Below are 20,518 nucleotides of genomic sequence, written 5' to 3' on the forward strand. Positions count from 1 at the left end.
AGATATGAAGTCCCGCATAGTCGGTCGGCGTTGCGCACCGAATTCGGGTGTATCCGGCGTAGCGTGCACGGTGCAACGCCAGTGCAGTGACTGGCATGTCATAGGTGAGGATTCCGAATGGCACAGCGAGCATCTCGTGGCGACATGGACCGGCGAATCGATAGCACGTCGTGACGGTGCGTAGTGGCGACGGGAAGACTGTCACCGCTGTTCGAGGCGCCGTCTCGACTCTCAACCCGGGTTACTTCGCGCTGGTCATGGCCACCGGGATCATCTCCGTCGCGATGAAGAACAACGACCAGCCGTTCATCTCTGCTGCACTGTTCGTGATCGGAGTTTTCGCCTGGGTCGTCCTGGTGGTGCTGACTTGCTGGCGGTTGCTGCGCTTCGGGTCACTGCTGCGCGCGGACTTCACCGACCCGCGACGCGGATTCGGATTCTTCACCTTCGTCGCCGCCACCGACGTCCTGGGCACCCGCTTCGCGGCCGGGGGAGCGCACACCGTGGCGCTGGGGTTCCTGGCACTCGGGGCGCTGAGTTGGTTCGTGCTCGGTTACGTGGTGCCCTCGACGGCGATACTGAATCCGTCGATTCGCCCAGCACTCACGGGCGCGAACGGTACCTGGTTCATCTGGGTGGTTGCCTGTCAATCCGTTGCCGTACTCGCTGCTGCCCTCGAACCTGTGGTCACAACCGGTAGGAACGAACTCGCACTGGTGGCCGTGTTCTCCTGGTCTGTCGGCGCCTTTCTCTATGCGGGCGTCGCGATTCTGGTCGCGGCGAGGCTGTTGCTGTATCCGCTGAACCCGGTCGACCTCACTCCGGTCTACTGGGTTGCGATGGGCGCGACCGCGATTACCGTCCTCGCAGGTGCCCGCATCGTGCAAATGGCCGATGCTCCGATGGTCGACGCCACCCGCGGCCTCATCAGTGGCACTGCGGTGATGTTCTGGGCCTTCGGTACTTGGCTCATTCCTGTACTGTTCGCCGCGGCGTGGTGGCGGCACGTCAGCAATCGAGTTCCGTTGGTCTACGACGCGACTCTGTGGAGCATCATCTTCCCGCTCGGGATGTACGGCGTCGCCTCGCACTACCTGGGTCAGGCGGATGACTTACCCATGATGGAAGTTGTCGGCGACGTGGTGTCCTGGGTTGCGTTGGGTGCGTGGTCGATCGTTTTCGTGGCGATGATCTGGCATCTCGTCGACCGATTGGTGGTTCACCCCTGACGATTTCGGCTCTACTTGCGTCGCTACTCCAATTCTCGGGAGGACTTTTATGAGCGCCACCATGAACAGTGGATTGACAGATGCTTTGATCAAGACTCGTCGCTTCTTTCGGAGCAACCAGCCTGTGTCTGCCGATGGGCGGACGCTGCTCGCGATCGGCGGGCGTTCGGGCGATTCTTTCTACCGGGATCGTTGGAGTCACGACAAAGTGGTCCGGTCGACCCACGGGGTGAATTGCACCGGATCGTGCTCCTGGAACGTCTACGTCAAAGACGGCATCATCACGTGGGAGACCCAGGCCGTCGACTATCCGACTGCCGGGCCGGACAAGCCCGAGTACGAGCCGCGCGGGTGTCCTCGCGGTGCATCCTTCTCCTGGTACACCTACTCGCCGACGCGAACCCGGTATCCCTACATTCGTGGGGTACTGCTCGAGATGTACCGGGAAGCGAAGTCCCGGTTGGAGGATCCAGTACTTGCCTGGGCCGACGTGACCGAGGATCCTGAGCGCGCCGCGCGCTACAAGCGCGCGCGAGGCAAGGGCGGCTTGGTGCGTGCCACGTGGGACGAGGCCATCGAGATAGTGGCGGCAGCGCACGTGCACACGATCCGGAAATGGGGTCCCGACCGTGTCGCCGGGTTTTCTCCCATTCCCGCGATGTCGATGGTCTCGCACGCTTCCGGTGCCCGCTTCGTGAACCTCATCGGGGGATCGATGCTGAGCTTCTACGACTGGTACGCGGACATGCCGGTCGCTTCCCCGCAGATGTTCGGGGATCAAACGGACGTCCCCGAATCCGGGGACTGGTGGGATTCGAGCTACCTGATCATCTGGGGTACCAATGTGCCGGTCACTCGGACACCGGACGCGCACTGGATGATCGAAGCCCGCTACCGCGGACAGAAAGTCATCGTCGTCTCACCGGACTTCGCCGACAGCACCAAGTTCGCCGACGAGTGGCTCCCTGCCGAGCCTGGTACCGATGGCGCTCTGGCGATGGCCATGGGTCACGTGATCCTCAAAGAGTTCCACGTCGACCGGCAGACTCCCTACTTCACCGGTTACGTCAAGAAATTCACGGATCTGCCGTTTCTCGTCACTCTCGACGAAACACACGATCCGGACGGCGAGGTCACATATACCGCCGGAAAGTTCTTGACCGCATCGGACCTCACCGACGAGATAGCGAGTGAGCAGGAGAACTCCGAGTTCAAGACGGTCATGGTCGACGCCAGAACCAACCAACTCGTCGTGCCCCCTGGCACGCTGGGCCATCGCTACGGTGAAACCGGTGAGGGCAAGTGGAACCTCGATCTCGGCGACATCGATCCGACACTGTCTCTGATCGACAGTGCGGATCAGTACGTCCCGATCGATATGCCGCGCTTCGATGCCGGCCAGGGCAATGTCGGCGTGATTCGACGCGGCGTACCAGTACGACGCGTCGCAGGGAGACTCGTCACCACGGTCTTCGACCTGATGCTCGCCCAGTACGGCGTCGGTAGACCCGGGCTACCCGGGAGCTGGCCCAGCGGTTACGACGACGCAGAATCCCCCTACACGCCCGCGTGGCAAGCCGCGATCACCGGAGTCTCGGCGGACGCTGCCGAACGTATCGGCCGTGAGTTCGCCCAGAACGCCGAGGACTCCAAGGGCCGGTCGATGATTCTGATGGGTGCGGGCACCAATCATTGGTTCCATTCCGACACCATCTATCGGACCTTTCTGACGATGACGACGATCACGGGATGCCAGGGCGTGAACGGTGGCGGTTGGGCGCATTACGTCGGCCAGGAAAAGGTCCGTCCGCTGACCGGGTACAACCAGTTGGCCAATGCCCTGGACTGGGTACGGCCGCCTCGAAACATGGTGCAGACCGCCTACTGGTACCTGCATACCGACCAGTTCCGCTACGACCAATTCGGTGCCGACACGCTGACAGCGCAGACCGGCAAAGGCCAACTGGCGGGCAAGACGACTGCCGACGTGATCGCACAGTCCGCGCGTCTGGGCTGGATGCCGTCCTATCCCACGTTCGATCGAAATCCTTTGGTGATCGGTGCTCAGGCCAAGCAGAAGGGGCAGTCGGCCAAGGACTATGTCGTCGAGGAGCTCAAGGCCGGGCGGCTGAATTTCGCGGCCGAGGATCCTGATGCACCGGAGAACTTTCCGCGGGTTCTATCGTTGTGGCGGTCGAATCTGTTCGGATCCTCGGCGAAGGGAAACGAGTACTTTCTCAATCACCTCCTCGGCACGTCACACACCGTCAGCGCCCAGGAGACTGCGCAGCGCTTCCGACCGCAGGACGTTCGCTGGCATGACGAGGCTCCCATCGGCAAGCTCGACCTTCTGACGACCCTCGATTTCCGGATGACGAGTTCGACGCTTTTGTCGGACATCGTGCTGCCGGCTGCGACCTGGTACGAAAAACACGACCTGTCGACGACGGATATGCATCCGTTCGTCAACTCGTTCAATCCCGCGATCTCCCCGCCGTGGCAGTCGCGTACCGATTGGGATGCGTGGCAACAGATTTCCCAGGTATTCAGCAAGCTCGCGGTGCGTCACCTCGGTACGCAGACCGATGTGGTTGCCGCACCTCTGACCCACGACACCCCGGATGCGATGGCAGTACCGCATGGGAAGGTCCGGGACTGGAAGTACGGAGAATGCGAACCGGAGCCCGGTGTCACGATGCCGAAAATTATCGAAGTCGAGCGGGACTACACGGCGATCGGTGACAAGATGCGCGCCGTCGGGCCGTTGCTGGACACCTTGGGTGCGACCACCAAGGGAGTCACTTTCGATCTGAGCCGAGAGATCGCTGATCTCAAAGAGAAGAACGGTGTCGTGCGCGGTGGTCCGGCCGATGGCCGTCCCGACATTCTTCGTGACATCCAGGCCTGCGAGATGATCCTGGCCCTGTCCGGCACCACCAATGGAAGGCTCGCCACTCAGGGCTTCAAGACACTCGAAAAGCGCACCGGCAGAATGCTGCACGACCTGGCCTCCGAAAACGAGGGCAAGCGCATCACGTTCTCCGATACCCAGCACGGCCCGGTTCCGGTGATCACCTCACCCGAATGGTCCGGATCCGAGACCGGTGGCCGTAGATACTCGCCGTTCACGATCAATGTCGAACGGGAAAAGCCGTGGCACACGCTGACCGGTCGTCAGCACTTCTACCTCGATCACGACTGGATGACCGAGCTGGGAGAAGGGCTGCCCACCTTCCGGCCACCGCTGAACATGACCGCACTCTTCGACGAGCCCGAGATCGGAGCGACGCCCGACCACGGGGTCTCGGTCCGATACTTGACGCCGCACAACAAGTGGTCGATTCATTCCGAGTATCAAGACAATTTGCTCATGCTCTCGCTGTTTCGCGGCGGGCCAGGAATCTGGATGAGCCCGCAAGATGCGGAGAAGATCGGTGTGCGAGACAACGAGTGGATCGAAGCCGTCAACCGCAACGGTGTGGTCGACGCGCGTGCCATCATCTCGCATCGGATGCCCGAAGGCACTGTCTTCATGTATCACTCGCAGGACCGCCTCATCGACACACCGATTTCCGAGACGACCGGCCAGCGTGGCGGTAATCACAATTCGCTCACCAGGCTCATGATCAAACCCACGCACATGATCGGCGGATACGCCCAACAGACGTACGCCTTCAACTACATGGGACCTACCGGCAATCAACGCGACGAAGTCACCGTGATCCGCCGTCGTAATCAGGAGGTGGAGTACTGATGCGAGTAATGGCTCAGATGGCGATGGTAATGAATTTGGACAAGTGCATCGGGTGCCACACGTGCTCGGTCACGTGCAAGCAGGTGTGGACCAATCGCTCCGGCGCCGAACACGTCTGGTTCAACAATGTGGAGACGCGGCCCGGCCAAGGTTATCCGCGAACCTACGAAGATCAGGAGAAGTGGAAAGGTGGCTGGACACTCGACAAGCGCGGCCGGCTGAAGCTCAAGGCAGGCGGTCGACTGAAGAACCTGGCCACCATTTTCGCCAACCCCAACCTGCCCGGCATCAACGACTATTACGAGCCGTGGACCTACGACTACGAGAACCTCACCACCGCCCCGGCTCAGGATCATATGCCGGTAGCACGGCCCAAATCCTTGCTGACCGGTGAGAATACGAAAGTCACCTGGTCCTCGAACTGGGACGACGACCTTGCCGGGTCGGTCGAGCACGGGCACAACGATCCGATACTCCAGCAGATCGGCAACAAGATCAAATTCGAATACGAGCAGGCATTCATGTTCTACCTGCCACGTATTTGTGAACACTGCCTGAACCCGTCCTGTGTGGCGTCGTGTCCCACCGGGGCGATATACAAGCGAGTAGAGGACGGCATCGTCCTCGTCGATCAGGATCGCTGCCGTGGCTGGCGGCAATGCGTCAGCGGCTGCCCGTACAAGAAGATGTACTTCAACCACAAGACCGGCAAAGTCGAGAAATGTACTTTCTGCTACCCGCGTATCGAGATCGGCCAGCCCACAATCTGTTCCGAAACTTGCGTGGGACGGCTGCGGTACCTCGGACTGATGTTGTACGACGCAGACCGGGTGCTCGACGCGGCCTCGGTGACCGACGAACACGACCTGCTGCAAGCTCAACGCGACGTCTTTCTCGACCCGAACGATCCGGAAGTTGTTCGACAGGCGCAGCGTGCCGACATCCCCGACGACTGGATCGAAAGTGCACAACGCTCACCTATCTGGGCGTTGATCAACGAATACAAGGTCGCGCTTCCGTTGCATCCGGAATTCCGGACGATGCCGATGGTCTGGTACATACCGCCGCTGTCTCCGGTTGTGGACGCAGTCCGCGAAACCGGTGAGGACGCCGAACGCAAGGGAAACCTGTTCGCTGCCATCGACTCGCTGCGGATCCCCATCGAGTATCTCGCCGGGTTGTTCACGGCAGGGGATACCGCTCCGGTGGACAAGGTGCTTCGCAAGCTTGCCGCGATGCGTTCGTTCATGCGCGATATCAATATGGGTTGGGAGGTAGATGAATCCATCCCGGAGTCCGTCGGGATGACCGGGCAGGAAATGATGGACATGTACCGTCTGCTCGCCATCGCAAAGTACGACGAGCGCTACGTCGTACCGGCGGCCCACTACGAAGACGCCCACAAGCTCGAAAACATCGCCACCGAGTGTTCCCTCGACGTCGAGGGTGGGCCCGGGATGGGCGGGATGGACGGCTCGTTCGGTGGCGACCCCGGTATGGGTGCCGATCCCGGTGTCGGTACACCGGCCGGGCCGGGACGCCCGGCGGGTGTGCGGATCAACCTGATGGACTGGAATGGGCAGGGCACCCCCGATGGGCTTTTCCCCGAGGCTGCCGGACCGTCCGAGTCTGCGGAGACGGAGCACCGGTCATGACCCCACGCGTGCCCAAACTCAGATACTCGACCGACGAACTCACCCGCACGTGGCAGTCCGCCTCGATGCTGATGGACTACCCGGACGCGCACCTGATGTCTCATCTCGACCTTCTCGGCCGAGTCGCTGCCACCCTGCCAGCGAAACTCGGTACGGGACTGCAGGAAACGATCGATCACTTACGCACTCGGCCGCTACCGGAGTCCGAGACCGACTACGTCGACACCTTCGACACTCGCAGGCGCGGTTGCCTGTTCTTGACCTACTTTTCGAACGGAGAGACTCGAAAACGGGGGCTCGCGCTGCTGCGTATCAAGCAGGTCTACACCAAGGCGGGGCTGATGCTTGCCGAGGATCAACTACCCGATCATCTCTGTGTCGTATTGGAATTTGCCGCTACGACCGATCAGCGCGCCGGCCTGAAGATGATATTGGACAACCGAGCCGGCCTCGAGTTGCTCCGCCTGCATCTACGCGACATCGAATCGCCGTGGAGCGGGGCGATGGAGGCAGTGTGCGCCACCTTGCCCCCGCTCAAAGGCAAGGATCACGAAGCTGTCGAACGATTGATCGCCGAGGGGCCGGAAGACGAGCAGGTGGGTCTCGATCCCTATGGTTCGCCCGATTTGTTACCGATGCCTGGAGGTGCATGATGGATAATGTCCGGGATGTGTTCCTGTGGTTGATCTTCCCTTACATATGCCTGACCATTTTTGTTCTCGGCCACATCTGGCGCTATCGCTACGACAAGTTCGGCTGGACTTCCAGATCGAGTCAGATGTACGAAAGCCGCATTCTGCGCTGGGCGAATCCGATGTTCCACTTCGGCATTCTTGCCGTATTCCTCGGGCATGTAATGGGCCTGGGCATTCCCGAGAGCTGGACCGAGGCCGTCGGGATTTCGGAGAGCATCTACCACTTCATGGCGGTCACGGTGGGCATCGTGGCCGGTGTCTTCACCCTCGTCGGCTTGGCAGGTCTGCTTTATCGTCGGCGCTTCACCAAGGCTGTTCTGGGGGCGACGACCAGGATGGACAAGCTGATGTATCTCATGCTTACTCTCGTGATCCTGGGCGGTCTGGTCAACACCGGGTCCGGCGTCGTCGGAGAATACAACTACCGCGAAGGTGTGTCCGTCTGGTTCCGTGGCATCTTCTTCTTCGACCCGCAGCCCGAATTGATGGCGCATGCCCCGTTCAGTTTCCAATTCCATGCGCTGGCCGCCATCAGTCTTTTCGCGGTATGGCCTTTCACCCGGTTGGTGCACGTATTCACCGCCCCGTTGGGATATTTCTTTCGGCCGTACATCATCTACCGCAGCCGCGATGCGCACGAAGGGTCCCGTGAACGCCGTCGTGGCTGGGACAAGGTCGACACGATACCTCGGCGAAGGTGAGCGTCGAATTACGCTGTGCCGCAGAAGTTGTGGTACCTAGGAGTAGGTGCGGGCGCTGAACCGCTCGGGGTCATCGGCGAAGAGACGTATTCGGTGATCGGGCTCGAAGGCGCCGACCCGATACACAATGAGGTCACCGTCCGGGTCGAGACCGACGGGAAGGTCCGTGAGCTGACGGCGACGGTGCGCATCGATACCCCCGCAGAAGCGGCGTACTTTCAGCACGGAGGGATCCTGCCGTACGTCCTGCGCCGTATGCTGGCTGACTGATGACAGCCGACTCAACGCCAGATCCCCACTCCTACAGTTCCGATGCTGTCTCCGACAGTGATGTCGAGCGTGTCCTAGTACTGGCCGCCCATCCCGACGACGTCGACTTCGGTGCGGCCGGCACGGTCGCCCTCTGGACCGAGCGCGGAATCGTGGTCAGCTACTGCTTGGCCACCTCGGGCGACGCCGGCGGGTTCGAGGACATCCCGCGCGAGGCGATGGCGGCGATGCGTGAAGCCGAACAACAGGCTGCTGCGGCTGCGCTCGGTGTGCACGACGTGGAGTTCCTCCGGTTCGCCGACGGCGCGTTGTACCCGACGATGGAGCTGCGCAAAGGGTTCAGTCGGGCTATCAGGAGGGTCCGCCCACAGCGGGTGCTGATCCAATCGCCGGAGTTCGATTGGAGCCGGGTTGGTGCCTCGCACCCCGATCACCGGGCGGCGGGCGAGGCCGCCTTCGCCGCCGTGTACCCCGATGCCAGGAATCCGTATGCGCATCCGGAGCTGCTCGAGGACGAAGGTCTGCAGGCATGGTCGGCGCACCAACTGTGGATCATGGGCGGACCTCACAACAATATGACCGTGGACATCACGGCAACGTTCGATTCCAAGGTCGCGGCTTTGCGGGCTCATCGCAGTCAAACCGAGCATATCCACGAACTCGACGCACTGTTGCGTGGTTTCGCGGGTGCGGCCGCGTCGCAGGCAGGGCTGCCCGAGGGCCGACTTGCAGAGGCGTTTCAGGTGGTCGCAGTTACCTGAGCTGCCCGCAGGCAGTCAGGACTGATTATCTGCTCGGCATGAGCATCCACGCGGCAAAGTAGATCAGCGCGACGGTTCCGCCCGAGACGACGGTACCCAGCACCGTCAGGACTCGTACGAGGTTGGCGTCGACGCCGAAGTATTCTCCGATGCCGCCGCACACACCTGCGATCATCTTCTGCGAGTTGGAGCGGACAAATTCTTTGGGTGGGTTGGTGGAAGTCATGCCGACAAGTCTGCGATGTGGTGGTGCCGGCGCACATCGGGAAATCCACCCATCTTCACCCTGAAGTTGCCGACGTTGTGCGCGGCGCCCGGACCTTTCAGGCAAGACTGAAAACAGCTTCCAGATAACAAACCTTACGCCCGCATGGAAGCCGAAAGACTTTTCTTTCGTGTGGTTTTCGCTGTGTCTCCAGTGAAAAAAATGTTGTACGGGTACCGATGAGGGCGTAGGAATTCGACACGACCGCTCAATGCTGCGCCGCGCTGCCAAGTGCGGTAGGAACGACATCAGGTCGTACTTTCTACGGCTGTTCCAAATGACTAGTACAGGAGTTTTCATGGGTTCAGCAGCAGGGTTCATCAGCGACATTTTCTCGGGCGTTCTCGACGGACTCGTCGAGTCGATCGTGGACCAGATCGTGGGCGTACTGACATCCGGTAGCGCTGCCTGATTTTGTTCTCGGTGCACGCTGTAGTCGCAGTCGGGGGCGGTTACGGTGTCATCGAGATCGTGGCCGATAAGTGATATTCAGCAATTCAATATGGATCGAATTTTAGATTTCGACGTACAAGATGTAATCCCGTGAGGTAGAAATACTGCTACAGAGACCGTTTTGTGATAACCGTCACAGAATCTCTGAGCCATTTCCTCTCACGAAGGAGTTCTCATATGGGATCCGCCGAACTTGCTGGACTTTTCGGTCTGCTGGCCAAGCTTCTCGGAGCGGCATCGGGTAGCTCAGCAACCCCTCCCGCCTAAATCTCTTCGACGATAGCCGGCATCCACCTAAGTCGAGATGCCGGCTATCGGTCTGTCCGGGGACGTACGCCCTAGTCTGGTTCGGTGCACACCGTTCCTATTCAAATGCCCGACGGTTCGACAGTGCCGGTATCGCTGTTTCCGGCCGACGGACCGGACGACGCCCCGGTCGTGGTGATCCTGCCGGGTCTCGGAATTCCGGGCGGCTACTACCGCCTCTTCGCCGAAGCCCTCGTCGCCCGCGGTTTCCATGCCGCTGTCGGTGATCTCCGCGGACAAGGCGACAGCGTCCCCAAACCCAGTTCCGCCAGCAAATACGGCTATCAGGAACTGGTATCGGTGGACTTTCCGGCCATCTTCGAGGTGGTGCGCGAGGAATTTCCGGCCGCCACTCCCTATCTTCTGGGCCACAGCATGGGTGGCCAACTCGGGTCGATGTATGCAGCTCGAATCCGCGGTCGACTGGCCGGGCTGATCTTGGTGGCCTCGGGGTCGCCATACCACCGAGGCTTCGGAACCGTGCGCGGTGTTCCATTGCTGTTCGGCGCCGCAGCCATGGCATTGACGAGCAGCATTGCCGGCTTCTGGCCAGGGGATCGCGTCGGTGTCGGTGGTTTCGGGCGGCAGTCGCGTGTGCTGATCGACGACTGGTCCAGATTCGCTCGAACCGGACTGATCGAGCCGTCCGGCGCAGATATGGACTACGAGGAGCGGATGCGCCGACTGAAGCTACCTGTTCTGACGATCACGATCGAAGGGGACGAGGTGGCACCGCCTGGGTCGATGAAGAACTTGGTCGACAAACTCGCCAACGCCGACGTCACCGCCGAACACGTCGCCGAGTCACTCGGCCACAACGGCTGGATTCGAAATCCAACGGCCGTCGCGGACCTCGTGAGCTCGTGGATACACCGCTGAAAGATCCCGTCGCCGACGCTATGGCCGTAGCGCGTTCCACAGGAATTGGAAGGACAGCGCCGTCTTGAAGGCCAGCTGAGCGTTGTCCGCTGCGCCGCCGTGCCCGCCTTCGATGTTCTCGAAGTAGGTGACGGGTTGGCCCAGTTCTTCGAGCCGCGCGGCCATTTTGCGGGCATGACCAGGGTGCACCCGGTCGTCGCGTGTCGAGGTCGCAATGAGGATCGGCGGATAGCGTTTCTCGTCCGGGGCCACGATGTTCTGGTACGGCGAATAGTCGGAGATGAATGCCCACTCGTCGGGGTCGTCAGGGTCGCCGTATTCCGCCACCCACGACGCCCCTGCCAGCAGCAGGTGGTATCGCTTCATATCCAGCAGTGGTACCTGGCAGACCAGCGCGCCGAACAGTTCGGGGTACTTGGTCAGCATGATTCCAATCAGGAGTCCGCCGTTGCTTCCGCCCTGAGCGCTGAGCTGGCTGGGTGTGGTGATCTCGCGCTCCACGAGATCCTTTGCGACCGCCGCAAAATCTTCGTGGACCTTGTGTCGGCCTGCGCGCAGCACCTGGGTATGCCATTCGGGGCCGTACTCGCCGCCGCCTCGAATGTTGGCCACTACGTACGTGCCGCCTTGCTCGAGCCAGGCCAGACCGGTTGCACCGCTGTACGACGGCGTCATCGAGATCTCGAATCCACCGTAGCCGTAGAGCATCGTCGGACCGGGGCCCATGCCTTCCTTGCGGACCACGAAGTAGGGCACGGAGGTGCCGTCGAGTGAAGTCGCAAAATACTGGGTGACGGCCATCGAATCGGTGTCGAAGAACGACGGCGCCTGTTTGAGGATTTCGAGGTCGCCGCCGACCGTGCCGAACAGCAGCGTGGCAGGCGTCAGATAACCACTCGACGACAGAAAGAACTCGTCACCGTTCTCCTCCGCATCGGTGCCGACTATCTCGGTGGAGGTCGAATCCGGTAGGCCGAGCAACGGCTGATCATCCCAGGCACCGGGCCCCGGAGTGAGCACTCGGAACTCGCTGCGCACGTCTACGAGCGTGACGACGAGCAAGTGGTTCTCGGTCCAGGCGAACTGATGCAGGGAGCGGTGCGCGTCGGGCGAGAACAGTACGGTCATCTCGCGGTCCCCGGCGAGGAAGCTCTCGAAGTTCGCGGCCAGTAGCGCGCCGGACGGATACGTCTTGTCGCCGATCGTCCACTCGGTCATCGTGCGGACCAGTAGCCACTGCTTGTGGACCGAAGTCGTCGCATCGGTCGGCGTATCGATCAGCGTCAGGTTCGTGCCGTCGAGCAGATACATTTCGGCGTTGAAGAAGTCCGTCGCGCGTTGCACGAAGTCACGTTCGAATCCGGGAGTTCGGTCGTGCCACGCCGAAATCGAGATGTCGTTCGGCGTTCCCTCGTACACGGTTTCGGCCTCGGCAAGCGGGGTACCGCGGGTCCACCGCTTGGCGATACGCGGATATCCCGAGTCGGTGAGCGAACCGGCGCCGAAGTCGGTCCCGACATAGACGGTGTCGGCGTCGATGTACCCGATGTCGGTCTTGGCCTCGGCAACGAAAAATCCGCCGTCCGACGGGTCGCGGAACGTGCGCGTCCGCAAGTCGAATTCACGGACGATCGACGCATCGGCGCCGCCGCGGGACATCGTGACCAACGCAAGGTGCTGATCGGGGCGCAGCACTTGCGCACCGCTCCACACCCAGTTCTCGCCTTCGGCTTCGGCGACGGCGTCCAGATCGAGCAGGATGTCCCAATCTGGAGAGTCCTTGCGGTATTCCGTCATCGTGGTCCGACGCCACAGTCCTCGGATGTGCTCGGCGTCGCGCCAGAAGTTGTACAGGTACTCACCGCGCCGCCGCGCGTACGGAATTCGTGCGTCGGTGTCGAGGACCTCGCGGACGCGCGCTTCGATCGCGTCGAATTCTGGGCCGGCCAACGCGGCGGTGGTGGCGGCATTGCGGGTGCGTACCCAGTCCAATGCGCGCTCTTCGGTGACCTCTTCGAGCCACAGGTACGGATCAGAGGTGTTGCTCATGCCCTATTTGTACCCTCGTAGGTACTGTCCCTCCCAAGGTGACCGGCCCACGTGTCGGTGCTCACTCTCGTGTCGGAGTCGTGGTGTTCGAGGAAGGATTGCCCGAGATGAATCTGTGGGAACAGCACTGTTGTCTGCCATTGGTGCCGACTGCGGACATCACGGAGCTGGCTCGCTACCCGCTCGGGTCGTACGTATCCGTCAACGTCGGTTTTTCGCCGCATTCCAAAGCTGTCGTCACTGCGCTGTCGCAGGATTTCCGTCGTAAAGCCCTCGCCGACGGGCGTTTTCGCATGGTCGACGCGGTGGACGAGCTCGAAGCTGCCGAGCTGATCACCCTGGCGTTCGACCTGGAGGATTCCGGTCCACTCGAGGGCGACCTCGACAATGTTCGCTACTTCCACAGCCTCGGTGTGCGTTCCATGCTTCCGACCTACAACCACGCCAATGCGGCAGGCGGGGGATGCCTCGACGTCGAAGACACGGGTCTGACGGCGTACGGGAGGGATGTGGTTCGCGAGATGAATCGTGTGGGGATGCTCGTCGACGGCTCGCACTGCTCGATCTCGACCGGGCTCGACGTGGCGCGCAGCACCGAGTGCCCAATGATCTACAGTCACTCCAATTTTGCCGCACTGTGGCAACATCCGCGGAACATCACCGATGAGCAGGCGCTCGAATGTGCGCGTACCGGAGGCGTCGTGGGGATCAACGGCGTCGGCATCTTCCTCGGCGTCAATGCGCCCGAGGACGATGACAAACGGGTGCAGGCGATGGCGGACCACATCGAGTACGGCGTGGAGTTGCTCGGCATCGAGCACGTGGGTATCGGCTCGGATTATTCTTTCGACCACGAAGACTTCAATCACGAGCTGAGAATCCACCCCGAGGCGTTCTCGGACATGTACACGCGTTGGGGACCGCTGCAGTGGGTTCCGCCGGAAGCAACGCTCACCCTGCCGGCGGTGCTGCGTAGTCGTGGTTTCGACGACAAGGCCGTCGAGGCCGTGTTCGGTGGGAACTTCCGGCGGGTCGCCCAGGCGACACACGCAGCTACCGGCAGGTAACCGGACCGTCTCGAGACAGGGAATCCGTACGCGACTAAGCTGGGGAATCGTGACCTCACACTATGACGTCGTTGTCCTCGGAGCCGGTCCCGGTGGGTACGTCGCTGCTATCCGCGCGGCACAACTCGGACTGAGCACTGCCATCATCGAGAAGAAGTACTGGGGCGGTGTCTGCCTCAACGTGGGCTGCATCCCCTCGAAGGCGCTTCTCCGCAATGCCGAACTTGCGCACCTCTTCACAAAAGAGGCCAAGTTGTTCGGCATCTCGGGCGAAGCGACCTTCGACTTCGGCGCAGCCTTCGACCGCAGCCGCAAGGTCGCGGAGGGGCGCGTCAAGGGAATTCACTTCTTGATGAAGAAGAACAAGATCCCCGAGTTCGACGGCCAGGGCACCTTCACCGACGCCAACACCATCGAGGTGGAGTTGACCAAGGGCGGCACCGAGACGATCACGTTCGACAACGCCATCATCTCCACCGGCAGCACCACCAAACTGCTGCCGGGAACGTCGCTGAGCGAGAACGTCGTCACGTACGAAGAGCAGATCATGACCCGTGAACTTCCGGGTTCGATGCTCATCGTCGGTGCAGGCGCCATCGGCATGGAGTTCGGCTACATCATGAAGAACTACGGTGTCGACGTCACCATCGTCGAATACCTCGATCGCGCGCTCCCCAACGAGGACGCCGACATTTCCAAGGAAATCGAGAAGCAGTACAAGAAGCTCGGCGTCCGCATCGTCACCGGTGCCGCTGTACAGAGCATCGACGACGACGGCTCCAAGGTGACCGTCAAGTTCAAGAACAACAAGTCCGGCGACGTCGAAACCGTCACCGTCGACAAGGTGATGCAGTCCGTCGGCTTTGCCCCTCGCGTCGAAGGGTTCGGTCTCGAGAAGACCGGTGTCGAGCTCACCGATCGCGGTGCCATCGGCATCACCAGCACGATGAAGACCAACGTCCCGCACATCTACGCAATCGGTGACGTCACTGCCAAGCTTCAGCTCGCTCACGTGGCCGAGGCTCAGGCCGTCGTGGCGGCGGAGACCATCGCCGGCGCCGAGACGCTGCCGATCGAGGACTACCGCATGATGCCGCGTGCGACGTTCTGCCAGCCGCAGGTCGCCAGCTTCGGACTCACCGAAGAGCAGGCTCGTGAAGAAGCGCAGGCACGTGGCTCCGACATCAAGGTCGCGAACTTCCCGTTCGCAGCCAACGGCAAAGCACACGGGCTGGGGGACGCTACCGGTTTCGTCAAGCTGATCGCGGACACCGAGCACGGCGAACTCCTCGGTGGTCATCTCATCGGCCCCGACGTTTCCGAGCTACTGCCGGAACTGACGTTGGCCCAGAAATGGGATCTGACCGTCAACGAGCTCGCTCGCAACGTCCATACACATCCGACGTTGTCCGAGGCATTGCAGGAGGCCATTCACGGCCTCGCAGGACACATGATCAACTTCTGACCCTCCATAGCAGTTCGAAGCTCGTTCGTCTTGTGTGCGCACAAGACGAACGAGCTTTTTTCATGCCCTGTCCGGACTCGTCATCGCGTGGCAGGATGGGCTGCGGATCGGGCGATTCGCGCGGTTGCATGGGGGTTCCTGTTGCCGACCGGTGTTTCTCGCGGCCAGGACGATACGACCGAGGCGAAAGAAGTGCATCGATGAGGAGTTTCGACAACAAGGTTGCCGTCGTCACCGGGGCCGGATCGGGGATCGGCCGCGCGCTCGCCCTCGATCTCGCGCACCGCGGCGCCAGGCTGGCGCTCTCGGACATCGACGGCGAAGCGTTGACGGAGACGGTCGTGTTGTGCGAGAAGATCGGTGCACGAACAGTGTCCTACCAGTTGGATGTCTCCGACCGCGCGGCAATGTATTTTCATGCCGATGCGGTCGTCAGCGAATTCGGACGCGTCAACCTCGTGGTCAACAACGCAGGTGTCGCGCTCGGCGCGGATGTTCTGGATATGACCTGGGACGATTTCGAGTGGGTCATGAACATCGATTTCTGGGGAGTTGTCAACGGCTCCAAAGCATTTCTGCCGGCACTCATCGAGTCCGGCGATGGTCACCTGGTGAACGTGTCGAGCGTGTTCGGGTTGATGGGCATCCCCGGTCAGAGCGCATACAACTCGGCAAAGTTCGCGGTGCGCGGATTCACCGAGGCGCTGCGCCAGGAAATGAAGGTCGCTCGCCATCCCGTCGGAGTCAGCTGTGTTCATCCCGGCGGAATCAAGACGAACATCGTTGCCAACGCGCGAGGAATGGCAGATCTGGGAGATCACGACGCTGTAGTCCGACGCTTCGAGCAGATCGCCGTCACCTCGCCCACACGCGCGGCCAAGGTGATCCTCGGCGGCGTCGAGCGCAACAAGCCGCGTATCCTGATCGGCCCGGATGCGCGACTGTTCGATCTGATCCCGCGCGTAGTGGGGCCACGGTATCAAGATATCTTGGCGCCGCTCAACAGAATTGGGCGAGCCACCGGTGCCAAGTTCGGGTCGAACAAGAGTTAGCCGCAGCGAATCTTTTGTCAGAAGTCGCGTTCTATTCGCAGAGTTTCGATAGTCGTCGCCAAGCTGTCGTACTGCCCGACCAGCAACAGGAATTCGATCAGCTGACGTTCGTCGAACTCGTGTGCCAAGGCTGCCCAGGTTTCGTCCGACAGATTCTTGGTGGCCAGTAGTTCGTCGGTCGCGGTGAGTATCGCTCGATAGCGATCACCCAGACCGACCGCTGCCGGCCCTTCTTTCACTTGTGCAAGAAGGGCTTCGGTCACTCCGACGCGTCTGCCGATTCGGCGGTGATGGTCCATCTCGTAACCGCAGTCACGTACGTGTGCGACGCGGTTGATCACCACTTCCGTTTCCTTGCGTGAGATCCGGCCGCCGGGCATCAGCTTCCCGCTGTAGAACAACCAGCCTCGGAAGAGGCCGCGGGTGCGTCCCAAGGTGCTGAAAAGATGCGCGTTGGGTGCGCCTGCGGCTTTCGACAGGACGCGCCACAACACCCAGTTGACCGGGCCGAGATCCTTGAACGTTCCGGACGCAATACGCGGTGAGCTCACGCCCCGACGCTACCTGCGGCTCCTGCCGTGTACCACCGAAAAGCGTAATCGGTGCTCGTGGACAGTCGATGTGCGTAATTCACCGATCGTTACACCCGCGACAGCACTACCTTGGCCGCATCTGCTGGGTGGGTATACGGCCACCAATGTTCGGCGTCGACTTTCATCACATGTAGGTCCGGTATCCAGCGCTCGAGTCCGTCGGCAAGGTCGGCGGAGAGAAACCGGTCATGGAGTGGAACGACGACGGTGGTGGGCACCTCGCACTTCGGATCCTGTCCGAAGAGAAGACGGCGGAGAATGTTCGCGCGATACAGCGCAATTCCGCGTTGTTGGTTCCGGCGCTCCGGTTCCGGGGCATCCTCGCTGCCGATCGATGCCATCATCGATGGTACGAACCGGCGAAGAACAGGAACGTGGAAACTCCAGATGTACCAGGACCGCACGAGTTGCGTCGCCAGCGAAGCCCACTGTCGGGGCGAAACGGCGCGGGCGCGAGAGACCTCGCGCAGGTGGTCCAGGCTCGGTCCGGACACCGATACGAACGATGCGAAAGTCGTTGCAGCACGGGGTGCGGCCATTGTTTCCCACATCTGGACCGAACCCCAGTCGTGTGCGAACACGTGCAAGGGCCCGGTTCGATCGGGGATCGAATCGACCACGGCGAACGTATCCTCGGTCAAACGGGCCAGGGTGTAGTTTTCGACACTGTCCGGATCGTCGACAGTGGTGGCGCCGCCGCCGCGGGTGTCGTAGGCAACAATCCGCACGCGCTGTCCGAGCGCACGGATCATCGGCTCGAAGATGCGATGATCGTCGGGATAGCCGTGAACGAGAAGCACCGTCGAGGATGCCAGCGGATCTCCGTACTCGTACACCGCGATACGGGCTCCGTATGAATCGACGGTCCAGGTTCTCACATCGCCTCGATCCGGTTGTAGATGGTTTCGCCCCGTAGTAGTCCGGCGATGAGATGGAATCGCAACTCCTCCTGCTCCGGCTGCGGATGCACGATTGCAGAGAGCGCTTCGCCGTCGAGCAGGTGCACCACGGTGAAAATGACCGTGTCGAGTTGCGCGGGTGGGATGCTGCCTGCGATCGGAAGTGTGCGAGCCAGCGCCGAAATCTGCTCGTGGTAGCGAACAGTGAAGGGAATCAATCGTTCCCGCAGGTCGATATCACTGCGCGCCGCAATGAGAAGTTCGTACCAGGCACCGTTTATCGGGGCTCGGCATGCAGCCCGGAGTAGAAGCAGACAGTGCTCGACGGACGCCGTACCGAAGCCGGCGAGGCCGGTTCGAAACTCGTCGAACTGCCGTCGCCGCACCTCGTCCGCAGCAGCCACGACGATGTCGAGGCGTGTGGGGAAATGTCGAAACAGCGCACCCGAGGATACCCCCGCACGGGAGACGATCTCGCTCACCGTCGTTGCAGCGTAGCCATTTTCGCACAGTGACACGATCGTTGCATCGAGCAGCTTCCCGATCGTCTCGGTACGTCGTTCCTGCTGGGTTCTGCTCATACTCGCTCTCGTGGATGCGGTGCCGTGGTGGTACCGGCGCGCAGGAAGCTACCAGCGCGTTCCGATACGCCGAACCATGGCGCGAATTCACCTTCACGGTAGACGATCCGCCCGGCGATCAGCGTCGCGGTGACGGCCTGATCGTTCCGGTTGACCATCCGGCTCAAGCCACCGAACTCGGGCATCGTCTCCTCGCGATACGCGAGGACCTCGTCGTCGAGGCCTGCCGGATCGATGACGACCACATCGGCGCGGTCGCCCACCCTCAGGTGTCCTGCGTCGACGCCGTAGAAGTCCGCGAGCTCGCCACTGAGCTTGTACACGGCATTTTCCACGGACATGAACGGCCGTCGATCGTCGCGGGCGCCGTGCACACGATGCAGCAACCGGATCCCGAAGTTGTAGAAGGCCATGTTCCGTAGATGTGCCCCGGCGTCGGAGAACCCGACGGTGACCCCCGGCCTCGTGATGAGCTTGTCCATCTGCTTCCGTCGATGATTGGCGATAGTTGTGTGCCAGCGCAGTTTTCGGCCATGCTCGACGACCAGATCGAGGAATGCGTCGACCACGTGGATGCCCCGCTCGGCCGCAACCTCGGCGATGTTCTTACCGACTACCGAGGCATCCGGACATTCGGTGATCTGGGCATCGGCGAAGTCTCGGTGCCATACCCGTGAGCTGAACTTCTTCTCGAAGTCGGCGCGGAACCAGCGGCGGTAGGCCTCGTCGGACAGCAGGTCGTTGCGGCCCAATTCCTCTCGTAGATGCAGAGCTGCGCGGCCGGATCCGAACTCCTCGAAGACGACGAGGTCGATACCGTCGGAGTAGACGTCGAACGTGGTGGGCAGGTGTTGCCAGCGGAACTGTCCGCGCCCGGGCCCGTTCACCAGTTGTGCGAGCGGACCGAAGATGCGGTGAATCCAGGGGGATGCTTTGGCATCGGCGGCAGCAAGAAGCGAGATTTTGAGTGGGGTTCGGCCCAGTCCCGTTGCGCTGCCGAGGAAGAAGAGCATGTCGTATTTGGTGTTGAGGTTAGGGATGCTCTGAAGCAATCGGCCGCGTCGGCGCAGAATCTTGTGCAGTGCGCGGAATTCCTTCCAACGCGCATACGAAGACGGCAGTGACCGCGAACGGTACCTATCACCGTCAAGTTTGTCCCAGGGGTTGGTCATGGTGGACATGCCGAGAAGCCCGGCGTCCAGGGCAGTGGTCAGCGCATCGGCCATCGCCGAGAATTCTTCACGTGTCGGTTTCTGGCTGCGGTCGGTTGCCCGATCCAACCCCATCACGTGGGCACGCAGGTCCGAATGCCCCACCAGCGAAGCGATATTGGGCCCGAGTGGGAGTCGCTCGAGCGCGTCGATGTACTCGTTCGGGTTCGTCCACGTCTTGTGTGCATCGACGGCCTTCAGCACGTGCTCGCGCGGCAACGCCTCGACTCGGCTGAACAGGTCGGCGATGTCGACAGGAGTCGAGTACAACGTCGACAACGAGCAATTCCCCAGCAGGACCGTGGTGACCCCGTGTCGAACCGACTCGGTGAGTCCTGGTCCGACCAGGACCTCCGCGTCGTAGTGGGTGTGTACGTCGACGAATCCCGGCATAACCCACTGGCCGGTCGCGTCGATGACCTCGGTACTCGGACCGACCGCGAGCGGTTCGGTCGTGATCGCGCGGACGACGCCGTCCGAGATGCCTACGTTGCGAACTACCCCCGGCCCGCCACTGCCGTCGTAGACCGTCCCTCCGGTCAGCACTGTGTCGTACGGCAGGCTCTCGTTCATGTGACCTCCATCACTACGTTTGCCGCAACCATAACTTAGAGAGTGAACGCTCGCAATCCT

General features: G+C 61.5%; 17 protein-coding genes. 11 read left to right on the forward strand and 6 right to left on the reverse strand.

Features of this window, described 5'->3' with window-relative positions; translation table 11 throughout:
• Nucleotides 1–170: 170 nt before the first annotated feature.
• The 7 genes from H2510_RS07605 to H2510_RS07635 are packed head-to-tail and all read left to right on the forward strand — an operon-like array spanning nucleotide 171 to nucleotide 9,065.
• Nucleotides 171–1,229 carry a tellurite resistance/C4-dicarboxylate transporter family protein gene (locus H2510_RS07605; RefSeq protein WP_315901287.1) on the forward strand — a complete coding sequence of 353 codons (1,059 nt, stop codon included), beginning with the start codon at nucleotides 171–173 and terminating at the stop codon, nucleotides 1,227–1,229.
• A gap of 49 nt (nucleotides 1,230–1,278) precedes the next feature.
• Nucleotides 1,279–4,983 carry a nitrate reductase subunit alpha gene (locus H2510_RS07610; RefSeq protein WP_186627731.1) on the forward strand — a complete coding sequence of 1,235 codons (3,705 nt, stop codon included), beginning with the start codon at nucleotides 1,279–1,281 and terminating at the stop codon, nucleotides 4,981–4,983.
• Nucleotides 4,983–6,638 carry a nitrate reductase subunit beta gene (gene narH, locus H2510_RS07615; protein ID WP_186627732.1) on the forward strand — a complete coding sequence of 552 codons (1,656 nt, stop codon included), beginning with the start codon at nucleotides 4,983–4,985 and terminating at the stop codon, nucleotides 6,636–6,638. The genes H2510_RS07610 and narH overlap by 1 nt, the downstream gene beginning before the upstream one ends.
• Entirely contained in the window at nucleotides 6,635–7,291 is a 657-nt protein-coding gene (gene narJ, locus H2510_RS07620; protein ID WP_136171066.1) for a nitrate reductase molybdenum cofactor assembly chaperone, read from the forward strand. The genes narH and narJ overlap by 4 nt, the downstream gene beginning before the upstream one ends.
• Complete coding sequence (narI, locus tag H2510_RS07625) at nucleotides 7,288–8,034, forward strand: respiratory nitrate reductase subunit gamma (protein ID WP_186627733.1); 747 nt, start codon at nucleotides 7,288–7,290, stop codon at nucleotides 8,032–8,034. Before narJ ends, narI begins: the two co-directional genes overlap by 4 nt.
• Before the next feature lie 15 nt (nucleotides 8,035–8,049).
• Nucleotides 8,050–8,304 carry a hypothetical protein gene (locus H2510_RS07630; protein WP_186627734.1) on the forward strand — a complete coding sequence of 85 codons (255 nt, stop codon included), beginning with the start codon at nucleotides 8,050–8,052 and terminating at the stop codon, nucleotides 8,302–8,304.
• Nucleotides 8,304–9,065 carry a PIG-L deacetylase family protein gene (locus tag H2510_RS07635; protein WP_186627735.1) on the forward strand — a complete coding sequence of 254 codons (762 nt, stop codon included), beginning with the start codon at nucleotides 8,304–8,306 and terminating at the stop codon, nucleotides 9,063–9,065. Before H2510_RS07630 ends, H2510_RS07635 begins: the two co-directional genes overlap by 1 nt.
• Nucleotides 9,066–9,090: 25 nt before the next feature.
• Here H2510_RS07635 and H2510_RS07640 read toward each other — a convergent pair whose 3' ends face one another.
• On the reverse strand, nucleotides 9,091–9,291 hold the full coding sequence (locus H2510_RS07640; RefSeq protein ID WP_186627736.1) for a PspC domain-containing protein: 201 nt from the start codon (nucleotides 9,289–9,291) through the stop codon (nucleotides 9,091–9,093).
• A gap of 843 nt (nucleotides 9,292–10,134) precedes the next feature.
• On the opposite strand from H2510_RS07640, the gene H2510_RS07645 reads away from it, so the two are divergent.
• Nucleotides 10,135–10,968: an alpha/beta fold hydrolase gene (locus tag H2510_RS07645; RefSeq protein WP_186627737.1), complete on the forward strand. Its 834-nt coding sequence runs from the start codon at nucleotides 10,135–10,137 to the stop codon at nucleotides 10,966–10,968.
• 18 nt (nucleotides 10,969–10,986) lie between these two features.
• On the opposite strand, the gene H2510_RS07650 is transcribed toward H2510_RS07645, so the two are convergent.
• Nucleotides 10,987–13,017: a prolyl oligopeptidase family protein gene (locus H2510_RS07650; protein WP_186627738.1), complete on the reverse strand. Its 2,031-nt coding sequence runs from the start codon at nucleotides 13,015–13,017 to the stop codon at nucleotides 10,987–10,989.
• A 107-nt stretch (nucleotides 13,018–13,124) separates the two neighbouring features.
• Here H2510_RS07650 and H2510_RS07655 point away from each other — a divergent pair, with 107 nt between their 5' ends.
• From H2510_RS07655 to H2510_RS07665, 3 genes are all read left to right on the forward strand, one after another.
• Nucleotides 13,125–14,084, forward strand: coding sequence for a dipeptidase (locus tag H2510_RS07655; protein ID WP_186628110.1), 960 nt, complete (start codon nucleotides 13,125–13,127; stop codon nucleotides 14,082–14,084).
• Between the two features lie 49 nt (nucleotides 14,085–14,133).
• The gene (gene lpdA / locus H2510_RS07660) at nucleotides 14,134–15,549 is read left to right on the forward strand and encodes a dihydrolipoyl dehydrogenase (protein WP_186627739.1); all 1,416 of its coding nucleotides are present in this window, start codon (nucleotides 14,134–14,136) and stop codon (nucleotides 15,547–15,549) included.
• 200 nt (nucleotides 15,550–15,749) lie between these two features.
• On the forward strand, nucleotides 15,750–16,601 hold the full coding sequence (locus tag H2510_RS07665; RefSeq protein WP_186627740.1) for an SDR family oxidoreductase: 852 nt from the start codon (nucleotides 15,750–15,752) through the stop codon (nucleotides 16,599–16,601).
• A gap of 17 nt (nucleotides 16,602–16,618) precedes the next feature.
• On the opposite strand, the gene H2510_RS07670 is transcribed toward H2510_RS07665, so the two are convergent.
• The 4 genes from H2510_RS07670 to H2510_RS07685 all read right to left on the reverse strand — a co-directional run bounded on the left by H2510_RS07670 (nucleotide 16,619) and on the right by H2510_RS07685 (nucleotide 20,458).
• A complete protein-coding gene (locus H2510_RS07670) occupies nucleotides 16,619–17,152 on the reverse strand; it encodes a carboxymuconolactone decarboxylase family protein (RefSeq protein ID WP_186627741.1) in 534 nt (177 codons plus the stop codon).
• An 89-nt stretch (nucleotides 17,153–17,241) separates the two neighbouring features.
• Entirely contained in the window at nucleotides 17,242–18,072 is an 831-nt protein-coding gene (locus H2510_RS07675; RefSeq protein WP_186627742.1) for an alpha/beta fold hydrolase, read from the reverse strand.
• A complete protein-coding gene (locus tag H2510_RS07680; RefSeq protein ID WP_186627743.1) occupies nucleotides 18,069–18,674 on the reverse strand; it encodes a TetR/AcrR family transcriptional regulator in 606 nt (201 codons plus the stop codon). The genes H2510_RS07675 and H2510_RS07680 overlap by 4 nt, the downstream gene beginning before the upstream one ends.
• A complete protein-coding gene (locus tag H2510_RS07685; protein ID WP_186627744.1) occupies nucleotides 18,671–20,458 on the reverse strand; it encodes an amidohydrolase family protein in 1,788 nt (595 codons plus the stop codon). The genes H2510_RS07680 and H2510_RS07685 overlap by 4 nt, the downstream gene beginning before the upstream one ends.
• Nucleotides 20,459–20,518: the final 60 nt, after the last annotated feature.

The sequence above is a fragment of the Rhodococcus sp. BP22 genome, from assembly GCF_014281965.1.
GTDB lineage: Bacteria > Actinomycetota > Actinomycetes > Mycobacteriales > Mycobacteriaceae > Rhodococcoides.

What these genes read in the sequence shown, in the direction of transcription:
- H2510_RS07610 (WP_186627731.1), top strand. Translation starts at nt 1,279, where the DNA reads ATGAGCGCCACCATGAACAGTGGATTGACAGATGCTTTGATCAAGACT.
- narH (WP_186627732.1), top strand. Translation starts at nt 4,983, where the DNA reads ATGCGAGTAATGGCTCAGATGGCGATGGTAATGAATTTGGACAAGTGC.
- narJ (WP_136171066.1), top strand. Translation starts at nt 6,635, where the DNA reads ATGACCCCACGCGTGCCCAAACTCAGATACTCGACCGACGAACTCACC.
- narI (WP_186627733.1), top strand. Translation starts at nt 7,288, where the DNA reads ATGATGGATAATGTCCGGGATGTGTTCCTGTGGTTGATCTTCCCTTAC.
- H2510_RS07635 (WP_186627735.1), top strand. Translation starts at nt 8,304, where the DNA reads ATGACAGCCGACTCAACGCCAGATCCCCACTCCTACAGTTCCGATGCT.
- H2510_RS07640 (WP_186627736.1), bottom strand. Translation starts at nt 9,291, where the DNA reads ATGACTTCCACCAACCCACCCAAAGAATTTGTCCGCTCCAACTCGCAG.
- H2510_RS07650 (WP_186627738.1), bottom strand. Translation starts at nt 13,017, where the DNA reads ATGAGCAACACCTCTGATCCGTACCTGTGGCTCGAAGAGGTCACCGAA.
- H2510_RS07655 (WP_186628110.1), top strand. Translation starts at nt 13,125, where the DNA reads ATGAATCTGTGGGAACAGCACTGTTGTCTGCCATTGGTGCCGACTGCG.
- H2510_RS07665 (WP_186627740.1), top strand. Translation starts at nt 15,750, where the DNA reads ATGAGGAGTTTCGACAACAAGGTTGCCGTCGTCACCGGGGCCGGATCG.
- H2510_RS07680 (WP_186627743.1), bottom strand. Translation starts at nt 18,674, where the DNA reads ATGAGCAGAACCCAGCAGGAACGACGTACCGAGACGATCGGGAAGCTG.
- H2510_RS07685 (WP_186627744.1), bottom strand. Translation starts at nt 20,458, where the DNA reads ATGAACGAGAGCCTGCCGTACGACACAGTGCTGACCGGAGGGACGGTC.